Below are 15,615 nucleotides of genomic sequence, written 5' to 3'. Positions count from 1 at the left end.
CCTGCGGGGACGTTTTGGTTGAAAAGGGGGGGCAAAATGGTTACGATGGCGTACCGGGCGCGGCGTAAGCTTTGAATGCAAAGCAATTGTTAAATTCGGCTTCTGGGCAGACGCGGGCGCCTACCCTCCCGCGCTCCCCCTATCTTCGGCTTTCGCCACCCACGCTGAAATCCCTCCTCTCCTCGTGCCCTCTCCTCTCCTTTTCCAGCGGATTCTTCCCGTTCTTCTGCTCTGGCTACTGCGAGCGGGGTACAGTCCGGCCCAAAATATAGCTCCCCGGGACTTTAGGTTTGAGCACCTCACCGTGGACCAGGGGTTGTCGCACAGTGACGGCATGGCCGTCACTCAGGACCGGGCGGGGTTTATCTGGGTGGGCACGAATCGCGGCCTGGACCGCTACGACGGCTACAGCTTAAAGCAGTACTCCCTGCCCGTGAACCCCCGCAATGGCATTTCGGGCAACCGTATTAAAGTGGTCTACGTGGGCGTTGATGGGCGCCTTTGGGTCGGGACGGAACGGGCAGGGCTGAGTTTATACGATGCGGCCCACGACACCTTTTTCAGCTTCGACGAACGCCACGTCCCTGCCGCCTACCAGGCCCTAGCCCAGCAACTGGCTCAGTCCGACGTGTCGGCTTTAGCCTCGGACAGCCTGGGCCGGCTATGGGTGGGCACCATTAACGAAGGCGTTTTCCTGCTCACCTTCGATAGGCAGGGCCGGGTGCGGCAGCTGCAACAGCTGCCGCCCCGCGTCAACGGGCGGGCGTCCCTGTCGCGCGTGACGGGGTTGGCCGTGGACCCCGAGGGCAAGGTCTGGGTGGGCACCCTGGATGCCGGGTTGCAGGTCATCCGCGCTACGGAAGCGGCGCTCCCCGTGCAGTCGACCCCGCTGGCCGCTACGCCCATCCGCGCCCTGCACCTGGACCGGCGCGGCGATCTGTGGCTGGGCACTGATCACCAGGTGCTGTGGGTGGGGGCGGCCAACCGCCGCACCATGCGGGAGCTGGCCGCCCATCCCCTCCCCCAGCAGTTCCCTATTCTGCAGTCCATTTTTCTCGACTCCATGGGGCAGCTCTGGGTGGGCACCACCTACGGGTTGTATGTGTGGCAGGCCGGCGTGGTCACCGCCGGGACGCCGCCCCTGCGCCCTACCGCGCCCACCTTGTTTCTGCCCCAGGATGATGAGTCGTTCAGCATTAACTCGGAGCGCATCCACCAGATCTTTGAGGACCGCAACCAGATTATCTGGCTGTGCGCCTCGGCGGGGGGACTAAATAAGGTAGACCTGCGTCAGAAGCCCTTCGGCCTGATCCGCCAGCGGCTTACCGGGCGCCTGGCATTGTCGAACAACTACATCAACGCCATTTATAAGGACGAAGCCCGTAACACCCTGTGGTTCGGCTCCCGCAACGGCGTGACGAGCTATGACTTGGCCCAACACACTTACCGGCACTACCTTAATCAACTGGAGAGCAGCCCGCGTGGCGTGGATGTTTCCGCCGTCTTTCAAGCCCGGAACGGAATGCTGTGGTTTGGTACGCGCGCCGATGGCTTAGTGACGCTATCGCAATTGGGCGGCCGCGAGCAGCTGACTACCTACACCCAGCTGGCGGATGGCACGGACTTAAGCGCGGAAAGCATCGAACGCATTGTTCAGGACCGCGACGGCACGATCTGGGCGGCTACTTTTACGACCGGCCTGCACCGCTTCAGCGCTACCGGCCAGCACCTGGGCTCCTACCGCACCGATAACAGCGCCCTACCGTCGGATCAGTTTACCTTCCTGCTCTTCGACCCCCAACGCGATGTGATGTGGGCCAGCACGCGCGATGCCGGCCTGCTCAAGCTCCGCGTGCGGGGAGACTCCCTGCAGGTACTGGCCCAGTACCAGTACGGTCCAAAGCGCCCCAACAGCCTGCGCGTCAACTACGTGTGGCCCCTGCTGCTGGATGAGCGGGGGGCACTGTGGATTGGCACCATTGGCGGGGGCTGCACCAGCTGCGCACCGATGCGCAGGGGCGCGAAACCATGCACTATTACGACCAGGAGCTGCCGGAAAGCGACGTGGAAAGCATCCTGGCCGATGACGCGGGCAACCTCTGGCTCGGGGGCACCGGCCTGTATCGCTTCACCCCAGTACCGGCCAGTACCTGCGCTACGACGTGGCCGATGGGCTGCAAAGCAACGCCTTCAAGATTGGTGCCGCCACCCGGGCCCAGGATGGCACCCTGTATTTTGGGGGCATCAATGGCATCAATTATTTCCAGCCCCAGGAAATTCAGGCTAACCCCTCCCCCCGGTGGTGCAGCTTACGGGGCTGCGGGTCAGCAATAAGCCGGTGGCCGTGGGTGACACGCTGAACGACCGCGTCCTGCTCCAGCAGGCGCTGTCCGTCCCCCAGACGATTACCATTCGCGCTGCGGAGAATGACTTCGCAGTAGAGTTCGTGGCCCTCAACTACGCTAACCCCCAAAAAAACCGCTATGCCTACCAATTAGTGGGCTACAACCAGGACTGGGTGCACCCCGCCCCGGGGCAGCGCACGGCCAGCTTTGCCAACCTGCCGGCGGGCACCTATACCTTGCAGATCAAAGCCACCAACGGGGAGGGCGTGTGGAGCAAGCGTTACGCGACCATGCGCTTTGAGGTGCTGTCCCCCTGGTGGCGCACGTGGTGGGCCTACGCCCTGTACGGGCTCGTGGTGCTGGGCTTCGTGGCTTTGTATCGCCGCTTTGAGATGAGCCAGCAGCAGCTTCAGAATAAGTTGCGCCTGGAGCAGTTTCAGGCGGAAAAGGAGAAGGAGTTGACCGACTTAAAGCTCGGATTTTTCACCAACGTCTCCCATGAGCTGCGCACCCCGCTCACGCTTATTCTGGGGCCCATGGAGGAAATCATCAGCAGCCCCGGCCCCGTGGCGGACCTACGCCCCAAGGTGCAGCTCATGCAAAAGCAGGCCCGCAAGCTGCTCGACTTGGTGAATCAACTCCTTGATTTTCGCAAGGTGGAAACCGGCAACGTGCCCCTGCGCGCCAGCTATGGCGATGCAGTCCGCTTTCTAGCCGACCTGTTCTCGATCTTTCAGCTGAAAGCGCAGGAGCGCGCCGTGGACTACGTGCTGGATGTGCCCGCTGATCCCATTATGCTGTACTTTGACCGCAGCAAGCTGGAAATCATCCTCACGAACCTGTTAGCCAACGCCTTTAAGTACACCCCCGACCAGGGTCGAGTGGAGCTATCGGCGACCATCGTCGGCAATCCGGGGGCGAAGCGGTATGTAGCCAGGGCCAGCTAACGGGCAACTACCTGAAGATAAGCGTGACCGATACGGGCGTGGGTATCAAGGCCACGGAGCTGGACCTCATCTTCGACCCGTACTATCAGGCCAGCCACACCAGCACCCTGCGCATGACGGGCACCGGCATTGGCCTGTCGTTGGCCAAGCAGTTTGCCGAGCGCCATGGGGGCCAACTGTTAGTAGCCAGTAGGGAGGGAGCAGGCACCACCTTTGAGCTGCGCCTGCCCTTCGGCCGCCAGCATTTGCGGACCGAGGATATGCAGGAAGAGGATGGAGTAGCCCACGAAGAGGAACTGCCCGTGGCCGCGCTGCTGGAAAATGACCACCCACGCCTGCCGGGCGTCGAGGTACCGGCCGGGCCGCCCCAGCTGCTGATCGTGGAGGACAACGAGGAAGTGCGCCAGTATCTGCACCAACTCTTTGAGGCGGAATATGAGGTACTCACGGCGGAAGACGGAATCGAAGGGTGGGAAAAAGCCTTAAGCCACCTGCCCCATTTCATTATTAGTGACGTGATGATGCCGCGTAGTGACGGCCTGGAGATGTGTCAGAAAATAAAGCAGCACCCCAAAACGGCGCACATTCCCGTGCTATTGCTCACCGCCCGCACGGCGGAAACCCACCAGCTCGAAGGCCTCGGCATGGGCGCCGACGACTACGTGAGTAAGCCCTTTAACCCGACTCTGCTGCAAGCCAAGGTCACCACCCTGCTGCGCAACCGCCGCAAGCTGCACGAGTACTACCAGCGGCAGATCCTGCTCGAGCCCACGGAGATTGTGGTGGCTGACGCCGACCGGCAGTTCCTGGAAAATGCTATGAGCGTCGTGGAAAAGCACCTGGAAGATGCCGAGTTCAGCGTGCAGGTACTCGTGCGGGAAGTAGGCATGAGCCAGTCCGTTTTCTACCGCCGCATCAAGAGCATTACCGGCCAGACGGCCGTGGAGTTTATTCGGGATGTGCGCATGAAGCGGGCGGCCCAGCTACTGGCCCAAACCCCGATGCGGGTGTCCGAAGTTGCCTTTCAAGTAGGTATCGAGGATGCAAAATACTTCCGGAAAGCCTTCCAAAAAATATATATGCTCTCCCCTTCCGAATACGCCAAACAACACCGACAAAGCCGGGAAGCGGCCTCCACGACTACTCAGGGCTAGCCTATGGTGCGGGGTAAGAGAAGAGCGAAGGGGCATGAGCCCGGGTATCTTGCTTTAACCAAAGCAGTTACGTTGTCTGTGGCCTTCATCTACGAATCGCAGGGCGGTTGCCGGCGACGAGTCCAGCCCCTGTAATGTCTTAAAATGCCCCCCAGCCTTGCGGGACTATTTCGCTAGGTTTGTTTTCGCCCCCTTGGGTCGTACGGGGGCTTTTTCCGCCCCGGCCACCACCCCCTGCTGTATGAAGTATACATTACGACTTTCTCGTCTGCTTACTTGTTGCGCCCTGCTGGCCCTGCTTCTGGCTCCCGCGACCCACGCGCAGTCGGTTTCCGCCCCAGACAAAGCTTTCCTCAAGCCTAAGTTTATTAAGAAGCAACTGCTCAAGGCAACCAAGTGGCAGCTAGCCCATCCCAAGCATCCGCTCACGGACTGGACCAATGGCGCCTTCTACTCGGGCGTTTTTGCCGCGTACCAGACGACCAAGTCTCCCCTGATTCTGGATTCCCTGCTGGCCATGGGCGAGCGCACCCAGTGGCAGCCCGGCCCGCGCTACGATCACGCCGACGACATCGTCATCTGCCAAACCTACCTGAACCTGTACCGTTTAAAAAAGGACCGGCGCATGATTCAGCCGACCATAGCCGTGGTCGAGAAATTTCGGACGATGCCGGGTCCCGAAGTGCAGGCCCACGGCATTGCCTGGTGGTGGTGCGACGCCCTGTTCATGGGCCCGCCCGTGCTGGTTAAGCTGGGGGTAATCGAAAACCAGCCCCAGTACCTAGCCCTGAATGACACCCTCTACCAGCAAACCTACCGTCGCCTCTACAACCACCGGGAGCACCTGTTCGCGCGGGATGCCAGCTACCTGTGGAGCGAAGCCGGGGAGGGTAAAAAGGAGAGTAACAGCCAGCGTATTTTCTGGTCGAGAGGCAACGGCTGGGTGATGGGGGGACTGGTGCAACTCCTGCAAGAGTTGCCTCAGGACCACCCTAGCCGGAACTTCTACGTGCACTTATTCCAGGAAATGAGTGCCCGCCTGGTGCAACTGCAGCAGCCCGATGGCCTGTGGCGCTCCAGCCTGCTCGACCCGCAGGCCTATCCCGGCGGGGAAGCGTCCGGTTCCGGCTTTGACTGCTATGCCCTGGCCTGGGGCCTCAATCAAGGTATCCTCGCTGGGCCACAGTACCGGCCGGCCGTGCAGAAGGCATGGGTAGCCCTGAATAAGTGCGTTTCGCCCGAGGGCCGGGTGGGGTGGGTGCAGCCCATTGGGGCCGATCCCCGCCGCGACTTTTCGGCCGACAGCTGGGAAGTGTACAGCACCGGCGCCTTCCTGCTGGCCGGCTCAGAAGTGATTAAGCTTAAGTTTTAGTAGGAACCCATATCTGCTCCGCCTCTTATCTGACTGCATGAAACGACGTGCTTTTGTTGCTAGCACCCTCACGGGCCTCTCGGCCTATACGCTCCCGGCTTGGGCGAGCAACGGGCCCGCGCTGGGGGGGGCGCACTCCCCTCCGTCGCGAAAGCTACCGACCGGGAGTATTGGCTGGAAATGCTCCTGCGCCTAGCAGAGCCCGTGTTGGCAGCCGGAGCGCAAGGCCAGTTGAAGGCCCTCCTGCCGATCGAGGCCGCGCCCGGGCAGCAGGAAGAGCGGCGCAAGGTGTCTCACCTCGAAGCGCTGGGCCGGACGTTAGCGGGGCTCGCGCCCTGGCTGGAGCTGACGGAGGTGCCGCGGACGGAGCAGGCCCGCCAGCTGCGCTACGCTGGGTTAGCCCGCCAGGCCATCGGGCATGCCACCAACCCTCAGTCCAGGGATTTTTTGAATTTTACGCAGGGCGGGCAGCCGGTGGTCGACGCGGCCTTCCTGGCGCACAGCCTGTTGCGCGCCCCGACCCAGCTGTGGGAAAAATTGCCCCCCGCCACGCAGCAACAGGTAGTACAGGCCTTACAGAGCACGCGGGTGATCAAGCCCGGGTACAGCAACTGGCTGCTGTTCAGCGCCATTATCGAAGCCGCGTTGCTAAAATTTACGGGCAGTGGCGATTTGATGCGCATGGATTACGCCATCAAGGAGCATCAGACCTGGTACAAGGGCGATGGCACCTACGGCGACGGCCCGGACTTTCACTGGGACTATTACAACAGCTACGTCATTCAGCCCATGCTGCTTGACGTGGTGAGCACCCTCGTCGCGGCCGGCAAAGAAAACAAGGACCTGCTGGCGCAGCTGTGGGCCCGCGCCCAGCGCTACGCCACCGTGCAGGAGCGTCTGATTGGGCCCGAGGGCTCCTTTGCCGCCTTCGGCCGCTCATTGGCCTACCGCTGCGGCGCCTTCCAGCACCTGGCCCACGTAGCCCTCCACCAGCAGCTGCCACCGGATTTGCCCCCCGGACAGGTGCGCAGCGCCCTGACGGCCGTCATCCGGCGCACTTTGGAACCCAAAGGCACCTTTGATAGCATGGGCTGGCTGCAGATTGGCTTGTGCGGCCATCAGCCCAGCATTGGCGAACGCTACATTTCTACGGGTAGCCTCTACCTCTGCACCACCGCCTTTCTGCCCCTCGGGCTGCCCCCCACGGCGGCATTCTGGGCCCAGCCACCCCAAGACTGGACAGCCCGTCAAATATGGTCGGGCCAGGACGTAAAACCTGACCACGCCCTGTAGCTAAGCGTTCGATTCGCCACCTTTTGCTCAGGAAAGATCAACTCTGGGGCCCCACTATAGCCACGTCCGGTGCCTCAGCAAAAACTCTGTTAGCTACGCCACCCGGAGTAGCAGGGTTAACCCAGCCTTGTCCGCCGTCTTTTCCTTGCCCATGTACCAGCCTGTGCCGCGCTCCCTAGCCATCCGCTCCCTAGCCATCTTGCCCTTCACCGCCTTACTGCTGAGTGGTGCAGTCCAGCGCCCCTCCCCGGCCGTCGTAACCGTCACGGTGCGCAACCCCCTAAACTTGGTTCGGCGCGCCGAAACCATCAGCCTGCCTCTGGCGAAGCTGCCAGCCTCATTGCGCAAAATGAGCCCCGCAAAACTGCGCGTACAGGATGCCGCTACGTCCACCACTTTAGTTAGCCAAGTGCTGGACAGCGATGCCGATGGGCGGCCCGACGAGCTGCTCTTTCAAACAGATATGCCGGCTAGAGCCACCAAGAAGTTTAAACTGGTCGATGCCGCTAGTGGCGGCCCTCTGCCGGTTAGCCCGCACACCACGTTTGCGCGCTTTGTGCCGGAGCGCACGGACGACTTTGCCTGGGAAAACGAGCGGGTAGCCTTCCGCACCTACGGCCCCGTCGCGCAGCAGCTTTACGAAGCGAAAGACCCCAGTGGGACGCTCACCAGTGGTATGGATTGCTGGCTGAAGCGGGTGGACTACCCGATCATTGACAAGTGGTACGGGCGCCACGTGCACGAGAAACCATTTGCCTACCATACGGATACGGGCGAAGGCTACGACCCCTACCACGTGGGTGGCAGCCGGGGCACGGGCGGCACGGGCGTGCTGGATAACGGACAGCTCTACGTTTCCAAAAACTTCACGCACTATAAAATCTTGGCCACGGGGCCCATCCGCACGGTGTTTGAACTCGCGTATGCCCCCTGGCTGGCGAATGGCCGCACCGTACAGGAAACAAAGCGTATTTCCTTGGATCTAGGCAGTAACCTAACTCGCTACGAAGATCACCTGAGCGCTTCCCCGGCGCTACCGAACTTAACTATTGGCTTGACGCTGCACGAGCAACAAGGGCAGGTGCGCGCGGATCGCCAAGCGGGGTGGTTTCGTTACTGGGAGAAAATAGACGCCTCTTACCTGGGCACGGCGGTGGTCGTGGAGCCCCACTACCTCACAGACTATCAAGAGCATCGCTCTACCCAGAAAGATCAGAGCCAGCTTTACGTGGTGACCAAGCCCGCCCGGGGCGGCGTCGTTTTCTACGCGGGCTTTGGGTGGCAGAAGAGTGGGCAATTTCTCTCACCCGAGGACTGGGATAAGTATCTCAGTGAGTTTGCTCGTCGCCTGGCTTCGCCCCTTCAGGTAACGTGGAAGTAACGTCCCTATAATTCGGTCATCCTGTGCTTGCTGCTATGTCGTTCGCTGCGTCTCCTGCTGCCCCCTCTCAGCCCTCTTTAGCCTTGCTGGCAAACTTGCGGTAACAGCGGACTGCCACCGAGGTATTGGGCAGGCAATGGCCCTCTCTGTCTTCCCGGTCTGTCTACTTCCGCTCCGTGAGGGACCTGGACCTGGCAAGAAATAAGGGCCCATAACGCCGCTCTACTCGAATCCTAACCAAGCTTGTACATGTAGTAGCAGGTCGTTTCCAGTATGTAAAAGGGGGCTCCCTTAATTTAAATCACCGTTTTCCTGAACGCCAGTTCTGCTCGGCTGACCAACCCGGTGGACACGGCCACCCGCGCCCGGGTGCTGGCCTATTTTTCTTCCCTAACTTGGCCCGCCGGAAGGACTCCCCTTTCTGCTGTTGCTGCCCCGCCCTATGCCCCTGCTCCCGTTCTACGCCCATCTGTTGTTCCGGGCGGCCGCGCTGCTCACGGCGGGGCTCGCCCTGGCCTGCCTCGCGGGCATCGTGGCGCTGGGTGGGGCCCTGCCGGGCGTGGAACTGAACGAGCTGGTGGCCCGCGCGGCGACGGCGTTGCACCGCGACGCCTGTCGGCTGCTGGCTTCGGCCCGGGCCCGCCAAGCCCCGGAGCCCACCGGTTCCAGGTCCGGCGACGCCGGGTAAGCCCCGGGGATTGCCTCCCTCGACAAGCCGCTGCCCCTGCCGGGTCGTACGGCTTTTTGGTGGGTATTTATGTTCATACCCCCCAAATGAGACACTGGGGCCCGTTTATTGCCCGGAAAGAGCTGGTTAGCCTCCCCGTAGAGGCCAGCGCGAAGGGAGCATTCGCGCGACCCGTCGGCTGACCTATTCCTCCTTTCCGTGAACGCCTGACCCTACCATGGCACCCGGTGCCCGTGGGCCATGGTAGGGTCAGGGGAGTGTACAAAACCCGGCTACAATTCAACGTGTAGGAAACGGGCAGGAGGGATGCGTTTCGTACACGCCAAACGAGAGCCCTATAGCCTCGTGGAGTGTCTCCCTGGGTAGCCCGGCTTACGGCTGTGGCGGTTTGCGTCCGAAGAACGGGCGCGTGATGGACGTATCATCAACCGACAACGAATCCGTCGACTCAGGGCAACCCCAAAAAGCGCAACAGGGCCAAGGCCGCCGAGTGCAAGCACTGGCCTTTGGCCGAGCCGTGTAAGGCAGGCGCGGGAAAAGCGCCTGCCTTACACGGCTCGGCCAAAGCCCCCTACGAGCGCATGCTCACGCGCTTCGCCACGCATGTCGGCTAGCACAGGCGGCGACTGCGGGCTTCCACGGTCGAACCGGTGCTGGGTAGTTTCATCACATCCTATGGCTTCTGTGCTATCAGCAACAAGCAACTTTATCAATTATTCTATTTATACGTAAATAAAGTACAAATTATTAGGACTTTAATTCATTTCTTGGTAGCTAGTACTCGGATCATCCGCTTTTTCTACATAACTACATAAACATCCCAATGAAAAAGATCTATCTATCTGTACCCAGCTTACTGAAGCTCAAAGAGAGTACCCATTTTCGCCAGCTCTGCTCCTTATTGGTGGTAGCGCCTTCGCTTGCTTTACTCATGTCCTGCGAGAAAATGCCGGAAGACCAAGTTGCTCCTGCTACTGGTGCTTCGCCATCTGCCGATGCCACGGCCACCAAAATGATTGGCATTAATGTGGTCCTGAATACGAAAATAACCGACACCATTCTGAATGAGTTGAAAGCGTATGGTACAGTCGGGGAAGTCATGGTTAAGCTCGATGCGTTAACCATGAAAACCACGAGTGATAAATTAGCGAGCATTCAACAGCTTTCTTATGTAAGTCAGGCTAATCCAGATGCCAGTAGAAATGGGGCGCCCGTAGATGCGGTCGCCGTATCGGACTTTAGTGGGGGGGTAAATACCTGGAATCTGGATGCCGTTAATGTTACTGATTTAGGTGTTGGACGAACGATTGAGCAAGATGGAGAGGGTGTATACATCGGAGTTTTGGATACGGGTTTATCGGATTCTTGGCGCCAATATTTTCCGCAGGAAAGAATTGCTACCCAATACGCCAAGTCCTTTGGCGGCGGAGGGGGTGAAAGGGGCAATGTATCAGATCAGCCGAACAAGTGGGAACACGATCAGAACTCCCATGGAACCCATGTAACCAGTACTATTCTTGGGTTTAACCTGAATGGCACTTCTATTAATGGGGTAGCTCCTAAAGCTACGGTTATTCCGGTTAAAGTACTAAATCAGAATGGTTCGGGCTGGTCGTCCGTCGTCGCGCAGGGTATTGTGCACATAGCTGATTTAAAGGCTGGCCCGCTAAAGAATTCTCCGGTCGTGATAAACATGAGTTTAGGTGGTCCTGGGTTAGATGCTATCGAGAAGGCAGCGATTGATTATGCTATTGCACAAGGCGTCATTATTGTCGCTTCGGCCGGTAATAGTGGGCCTGCTGGTATGGGCTATCCGGGGGCTTATGCGCCTGTGATTAGTGTAGCTAGTGCGGGCTTAAAAGCACAGGGCTCTATTGCTACCTGGTGGTTGCGCTTGAATGTGCCTGATCCTACTAACCCAGCTGATTTTTTTATTTCTGGCTTTTCTAGCCGGCAAAAACCTGGTCAGGATTTAGATGTAACGGCCCCTGGTCATAATGTAGTAGGACCGTATCAGCTGAACAGCGGCCAGCTTTCTTATTATTTTCTTTCTGGTACTTCCATGGCTAGCCCGCACGTAGCGGGCATCGTAGCGCTAATGGCACAAAAGAATAAGACGATAACGGCCGCTCAGGCCGAAAGTACGTTAGAACGTGCTGCCCTGCCTATGGCTACCCCCGTGGAGGCAGGGGCAGGATTTATTACGGCGGATGCCGCGGTAAATGCTACTCTACAATAAATAGGTATGTACGGATTATAGTGTTCGTTGCTAGTTAACAGAAAGGCCTTTTCAAGTATGAAAAGGCTTTTTTACTTCTCCACGTGCCCCACCAAGAGCAACTTGACCAACACGACGGGATCGAGCGAGGGACGACCGCCAGGGTTATAGAAAGGGGGAAGCAGGGGCCGCACGAAGCAAAAATCGACGGTCGGCAGCCGTGGCTGGTAGTAATGGTGCGCGGGCACCGGTTTCAGCAGCGACGTCTGACGGGGGGGAAGGCGAGCCTACGCTACCCACCTCGCACACCTGCAGGAAGTTGACTTTTGCAACAGGGCCATTACGTTAACCAGTGGTGCTGTTGCAGAACACAGCTAAGGGCTTGGTTTGAGGCTACTAGCGGCCTAGTAGCCTCTGTAGGGACACCTACTCGTGCTTGCAACGCTACTCCATCTAATATACCCGTCCATAGAGTCAGCGCATCGGTTAGGAGCTCTTTACGCACTCTTTCGGGTGGTCTTGTCGTCCCCAGTAGCGCGGGGAAAGCGCTGCCTGTAGTTGGCCGCCTTAGGTGCGGGGCCCCAGGTAGGCAGCTAAGGCGGCCGTAGTCTGCTCGTCGAGCACGCGCAGGATGCGGTCCGCTTCTTCCTCAATCGACTGCTGGTAGCCCAGGGCCGCCGCCGTGTGGCTATTCTCTTCCCAACTGGCCAAGTCGCGCAAGGTCGTCAGTCGGTTGAGTGATTCCTCCATCTGCAGGTAGAGGCCCAACCACAGGGCATTAACCTGCTCGGATTGTTTCTGCATCCGTACCCGTAGGTCGAGCATCTTCATGACAATGGTCGCCAAGGCTTGCAAGCGCTTCAGCTCGGGCAGCGAGAGGGTGCTGGGCTGCCGGTCAATCACGCACAAGGTGCCAATCGCGTGCCCCTCGGCCGTTAGCAACGGGTGCCCGGCATAAAAGCGCAGGTGCAGGGTTTCGGCCACCTGAGGATCAGTGAGGTGGCAGGGCTGCTTTTGCAGATCCTCGTAGAGGGTGGTCTCCTCCTGCAGGATGGCCACCGAACACATACTCTCGTGGCGCGCTACCCGCTCCTGTCCGGTTAAGCCCTCGTTGACTTTAAACCAGACACTGTCTTTTTCCACCAAGGAGACCAGGGCGATGGGCACGGCAAATAACTTGGCCGTCAGCCGCCCCATTTCCGTGAAGACCGGGTCGGGCGCCGTGCCTAAGGTCAGATAGGGCGCCAAAGCTTGCAGGCGGGAAGCATCGTTGGCGGGCAGGAGCGAATCAGGCAGGGGCATACTTTTCCACGATACGGTCCGGATAGCCTGATGGTTAGCGAAAGTCAGGAGGGCGTGAGCTGTATGCAGCAACGTGGACTAAGAGAGGCAGCCGACACGCGGACGGGGAGGAGACCCTTGCCGGCTCGGTCCTGCCTTACTTGCTCCCCAGGTAAACCAGCAGCCTAGGGCCGCACCAGCTCCCGGCCGGGTACAGCCCCTGTAGTTCTACCTAGACGAGGGGCTGGCGGCGGTGCACCAGGCGCTGCTTAAGCCACAGAAAGGGAATACCCAAGGCCAGAATAAAGCCCCAGTCCGCCCCGAAGCGCTCCAGTCCCTCCAGGGCCAGATCCAAGCGTCCCACGGCCAGCCCGGCCCCGATGAGCGCCGCGGCCGGAATAAAGGCCATGGCAATCAGCGGGCCGGCCTGAAAGCTGCGTCGGTAGGCGGCCAAAATCACCACGCCCGCCAGCGCCCCGGCCCCGGCCAGCAACAACTCCAGCAGCTTGGGGTGGGCCAGGTGCTGCACCTCCGGGTTCGTGGCCAGCTGCTCGCCCGAGGCCTCGCCCGCGGCCACCAACGCGAGCATGGTCAGGGCCGCGGCCACCACCAGCACGGCGTAGCCGGCCAGCGCGGAGCGGACTCCGCGCTGGACCAGGGACCAGTGCCGGAGCACCAGGCCCAGGGGCACTTTAGTCATTGGGTCAAAGCCCGGGGCGATAATGGCCGACGCCACGAAGGCCACGGCCTGGGGCACCGGCTCGGACACGAGGCCAATGGCGGCCACGATGCCGCCCAGGCCCATCAAGAGCAGGTAGTTGGTGGTGATGCGGCCCTGGTGGCGCAACCCGCTTTCCATCTCCTCCCAGATGGCCTCGTCCCGGTCATCATCGACGGCCTGGTGCTGGGCGGGGGCAATGAAGCTGGTGACTTCGGTGGTCACGATACTGAGGGCCGCCGGGTTGGAGACGGCGGCGCGGGCGCGACGCAGCACCTCATCGGCCCCGCGGTTGAGCACCTGCACGGTCACCACGTCGCCCACGGGCTTGCGGGCGGCTCCGCGCTGCACGCTCAGGCCAATCACCTCGTCTAGGGGTTCTAACTCGCGCAGAAGGGCATCAGTAGCGTCAGGGGGGAGCGTCAGGGCGAGGGTGCGGTGCATGGTCAGGGGATAGGAACTCAACGCGGAGGTTGCGTTCGGGGAAGCCTTCCTGTACGTACACCCGGGGTTTGCGTTGGGTCCGGTTCGGGCAGAGAGCCCATTCAAAACAACGCACGCGGCCGCACGTGCCCTTACCAGCAGGTCACTCCCCCCCGGCCCCTTGGAACCTGGCCACTAACGGGCTACGCTACCTGCCGACCTCGGGGCGGAAGGCCGCCTCCACGAGTTGGCGCACGGCCCGGCGCGTGTCGCGGGGCCGCTCCACAAACCCGAGGTGGCCCACGCCCGCCAGCCAGACCACCGTGCAGTAGTCGGGCAGCAAGCTTTCCGCGTGGGTTTTCTCCGGCGGGACGGCCCGGTCGTCCTTGCCGGCAATAAACAAGACCGGGTAGGTGGCCTTTTCCAGCACGGCGCGCCGATCCGGGCGCTGCCCTATCGCGTCCAAGCTGCCCAGCGCCACGGCTAAGGGCACGGCCGCGGCGATTGCTTGCAACTGCTGCACCTCGTGGGTTAAGGATTCACGGTGGGTGGGCGAGAGCTGCGGCTGGAGAAACTCGTCCGCGTAGGCGGCCACGCCGTGCTCCTGCAGAAAGGTGCGGTTGCGGGTCCGCCGCTCAAGGTCCTCTTCGTTGTCGGGCAGGGCCGAAGAGTGAAACAAGCCTAACCCGGCGACCAGGCCAGGGTACTGCTCGGCAAAGGCTAGGGCCACGTAGCCGCCCATGCTGTGGCCCACCAGTACGGCCCGGCTCACGCCCGCCGCGGCTAACGTGGCTCGTAGCGCCTCGGCCGCCGCTTCCAGGCTGTAGTCGGTGGCCGCATGCGTGGGGTCGTAGCCGGGCAGAGCCGGCGTGAGCACCTGGTAGTCGGCAAAATGGTCGCCAATAAAGGCCGACCAGATGGCGGGGCTTTCCAGGTAACCGTGTAGGAAGATAACGGCGGACAAGGGGGTGGTAGCCATAGACCCGGCAGTACGCCGAAAGACTGCCCCCCGTTGAAGCAGCGGTAGGAAAGCTGGCTTGTATTGCCCGGGAACGGCCGCGCGTACCAACGACCTGTTTTCTGCTTCCTGGGCACACCGCCAGGCCAGACATACGAAGCCGTAGCCTCTGCCGGCGCTGGGGTGGGGTGGCGTGCCAGGCAGCACATGGACTGCTCCTCCCCCGAACGTAAGCCTGTTATACCCGGCCTCGTAGGCCACCACTGGGCTTGCGCCCCTGGCTCGAGCTGGCTGGTTTGCGGAAAAATCCCTTGCTTTGCTTCCCGCTGCCTGTTGCCCGTCTCGCGGGCTGTTGCTTCTGTCCTGGGTCTGCTCCCGCCCCTTCCACCCGCCCTTCATTGCCTTTCGGATGATTCCACTCGCTACACCGAAACTGTATTTTGAAAACCCCGTGGGCCGTGTGCTCGAACACCCCGACGGCTACGTGATTTTCCAGTACCAGCCGGGCAAGCGCAAACTCGCCGAGCTGCAGGCCCTGCTCACCCACACCCGCAACCTGCTTGTGCGCAACCGGTGGCACCGCCTGCTCGGCGACCAGCGCCTGATGGCCCCCTTCACCGAGGAAGAGAGTGCCTGGATCGTGGACTACTGGCTCGACCATTCCCGGCAAGGACCGCAAGGGCTCTACGGGGCCGTCCTGTTGGCCAACGATGTGTTCGCCCGCCTCTCCAACGATCAGGTCATGCACGAAGCGAAAACGGCAGCCCTGACCTACCGCGTCTTCGACCGCGAAGAAACGGCCGTGGCCTGGCTGCGGCAGCTGGCCTAGCGGCCGCG

General features: G+C 60.9%; 12 protein-coding genes. 9 read left to right on the top strand and 3 right to left on the bottom strand.

Features of this window, described 5'->3' with window-relative positions; genetic code table 11:
* The first annotated feature begins 184 nt into the window (after positions 1-184).
* The 8 genes from H9L05_RS21155 to H9L05_RS21120 all read left to right on the top strand — a co-directional run bounded on the left by H9L05_RS21155 (position 185) and on the right by H9L05_RS21120 (position 11,419).
* Entirely contained in the window at positions 185-2,287 is a 2,103-nt protein-coding gene (locus H9L05_RS21155; protein WP_187734498.1) for a ligand-binding sensor domain-containing protein, read from the top strand.
* 12 nt (positions 2,288-2,299) lie between these two features.
* Entirely contained in the window at positions 2,300-3,292 is a 993-nt protein-coding gene (locus H9L05_RS21150) for an ATP-binding protein (protein ID WP_187734497.1), read from the top strand.
* Positions 3,235-4,446, top strand: a complete 1,212-nt coding sequence (locus tag H9L05_RS21145) for a response regulator (RefSeq protein WP_223285024.1) — start codon at positions 3,235-3,237, stop codon at positions 4,444-4,446. The genes H9L05_RS21150 and H9L05_RS21145 overlap by 58 nt, the downstream gene beginning before the upstream one ends.
* A 241-nt stretch (positions 4,447-4,687) precedes the next feature.
* Positions 4,688-5,818 carry a glycoside hydrolase family 88/105 protein gene (locus tag H9L05_RS21140; RefSeq protein WP_187734495.1) on the top strand — a complete coding sequence of 377 codons (1,131 nt, stop codon included), beginning with the start codon at positions 4,688-4,690 and terminating at the stop codon, positions 5,816-5,818.
* Between the two features lie 99 nt (positions 5,819-5,917).
* The gene (locus tag H9L05_RS21135) at positions 5,918-7,111 is read left to right on the top strand and encodes a DUF2264 domain-containing protein (RefSeq protein ID WP_223285019.1); all 1,194 of its coding nucleotides are present in this window, start codon (positions 5,918-5,920) and stop codon (positions 7,109-7,111) included.
* A 127-nt stretch (positions 7,112-7,238) separates the two neighbouring features.
* Positions 7,239-8,492 carry a DUF4861 family protein gene (locus tag H9L05_RS21130; protein ID WP_187734494.1) on the top strand — a complete coding sequence of 418 codons (1,254 nt, stop codon included), beginning with the start codon at positions 7,239-7,241 and terminating at the stop codon, positions 8,490-8,492.
* 442 nt (positions 8,493-8,934) lie between these two features.
* Complete coding sequence (locus H9L05_RS21125; protein WP_187734493.1) at positions 8,935-9,180, top strand: hypothetical protein; 246 nt, start codon at positions 8,935-8,937, stop codon at positions 9,178-9,180.
* Positions 9,181-10,003: 823 nt separating this feature from the next.
* Complete coding sequence (locus H9L05_RS21120; RefSeq protein ID WP_187734492.1) at positions 10,004-11,419, top strand: S8 family peptidase; 1,416 nt, start codon at positions 10,004-10,006, stop codon at positions 11,417-11,419.
* Positions 11,420-11,965: 546 nt separating this feature from the next.
* Here H9L05_RS21120 and H9L05_RS21115 read toward each other — a convergent pair.
* The 3 genes from H9L05_RS21115 to H9L05_RS21105 all read right to left on the bottom strand — a co-directional run bounded on the left by H9L05_RS21115 (position 11,966) and on the right by H9L05_RS21105 (position 14,799).
* Positions 11,966-12,700: a GAF domain-containing protein gene (locus tag H9L05_RS21115; protein ID WP_187734491.1), complete on the bottom strand. Its 735-nt coding sequence runs from the start codon at positions 12,698-12,700 to the stop codon at positions 11,966-11,968.
* A 211-nt stretch (positions 12,701-12,911) separates the two neighbouring features.
* Entirely contained in the window at positions 12,912-13,862 is a 951-nt protein-coding gene (locus H9L05_RS21110) for a DUF389 domain-containing protein (RefSeq protein ID WP_187734490.1), read from the bottom strand.
* Between the two features lie 166 nt (positions 13,863-14,028).
* A complete protein-coding gene (locus tag H9L05_RS21105) occupies positions 14,029-14,799 on the bottom strand; it encodes an alpha/beta fold hydrolase (protein ID WP_187734489.1) in 771 nt (256 codons plus the stop codon).
* 388 nt (positions 14,800-15,187) lie between these two features.
* Here H9L05_RS21105 and H9L05_RS21100 point away from each other — a divergent pair, with 388 nt between their 5' ends.
* Positions 15,188-15,607 carry a hypothetical protein gene (locus tag H9L05_RS21100; RefSeq protein ID WP_187734488.1) on the top strand — a complete coding sequence of 140 codons (420 nt, stop codon included), beginning with the start codon at positions 15,188-15,190 and terminating at the stop codon, positions 15,605-15,607.
* The last annotated feature ends 8 nt before the right edge of the window (positions 15,608-15,615 follow it).

Origin of the sequence: Hymenobacter qilianensis (assembly GCF_014489555.1) — a bacterium.
Classification (GTDB): Bacteria; Bacteroidota; Bacteroidia; order Cytophagales; family Hymenobacteraceae; genus Hymenobacter; species Hymenobacter qilianensis.
This window is presented reverse-complemented; position numbering and strand designations above follow the sequence as displayed.

Bases quoted from the DNA above. Each gene is read 5' to 3' on its own strand.
- H9L05_RS21140 (WP_187734495.1), top strand. From the start codon at position 4,688: ATGAAGTATACATTACGACTTTCTCGTCTGCTTACTTGTTGCGCCCTG.
- H9L05_RS21125 (WP_187734493.1), top strand. From the start codon at position 8,935: ATGCCCCTGCTCCCGTTCTACGCCCATCTGTTGTTCCGGGCGGCCGCG.
- H9L05_RS21120 (WP_187734492.1), top strand. From the start codon at position 10,004: ATGAAAAAGATCTATCTATCTGTACCCAGCTTACTGAAGCTCAAAGAG.
- H9L05_RS21115 (WP_187734491.1), bottom strand. From the start codon at position 12,700: ATGCCCCTGCCTGATTCGCTCCTGCCCGCCAACGATGCTTCCCGCCTG.
- H9L05_RS21105 (WP_187734489.1), bottom strand. From the start codon at position 14,799: ATGGCTACCACCCCCTTGTCCGCCGTTATCTTCCTACACGGTTACCTG.
- H9L05_RS21100 (WP_187734488.1), top strand. From the start codon at position 15,188: ATGATTCCACTCGCTACACCGAAACTGTATTTTGAAAACCCCGTGGGC.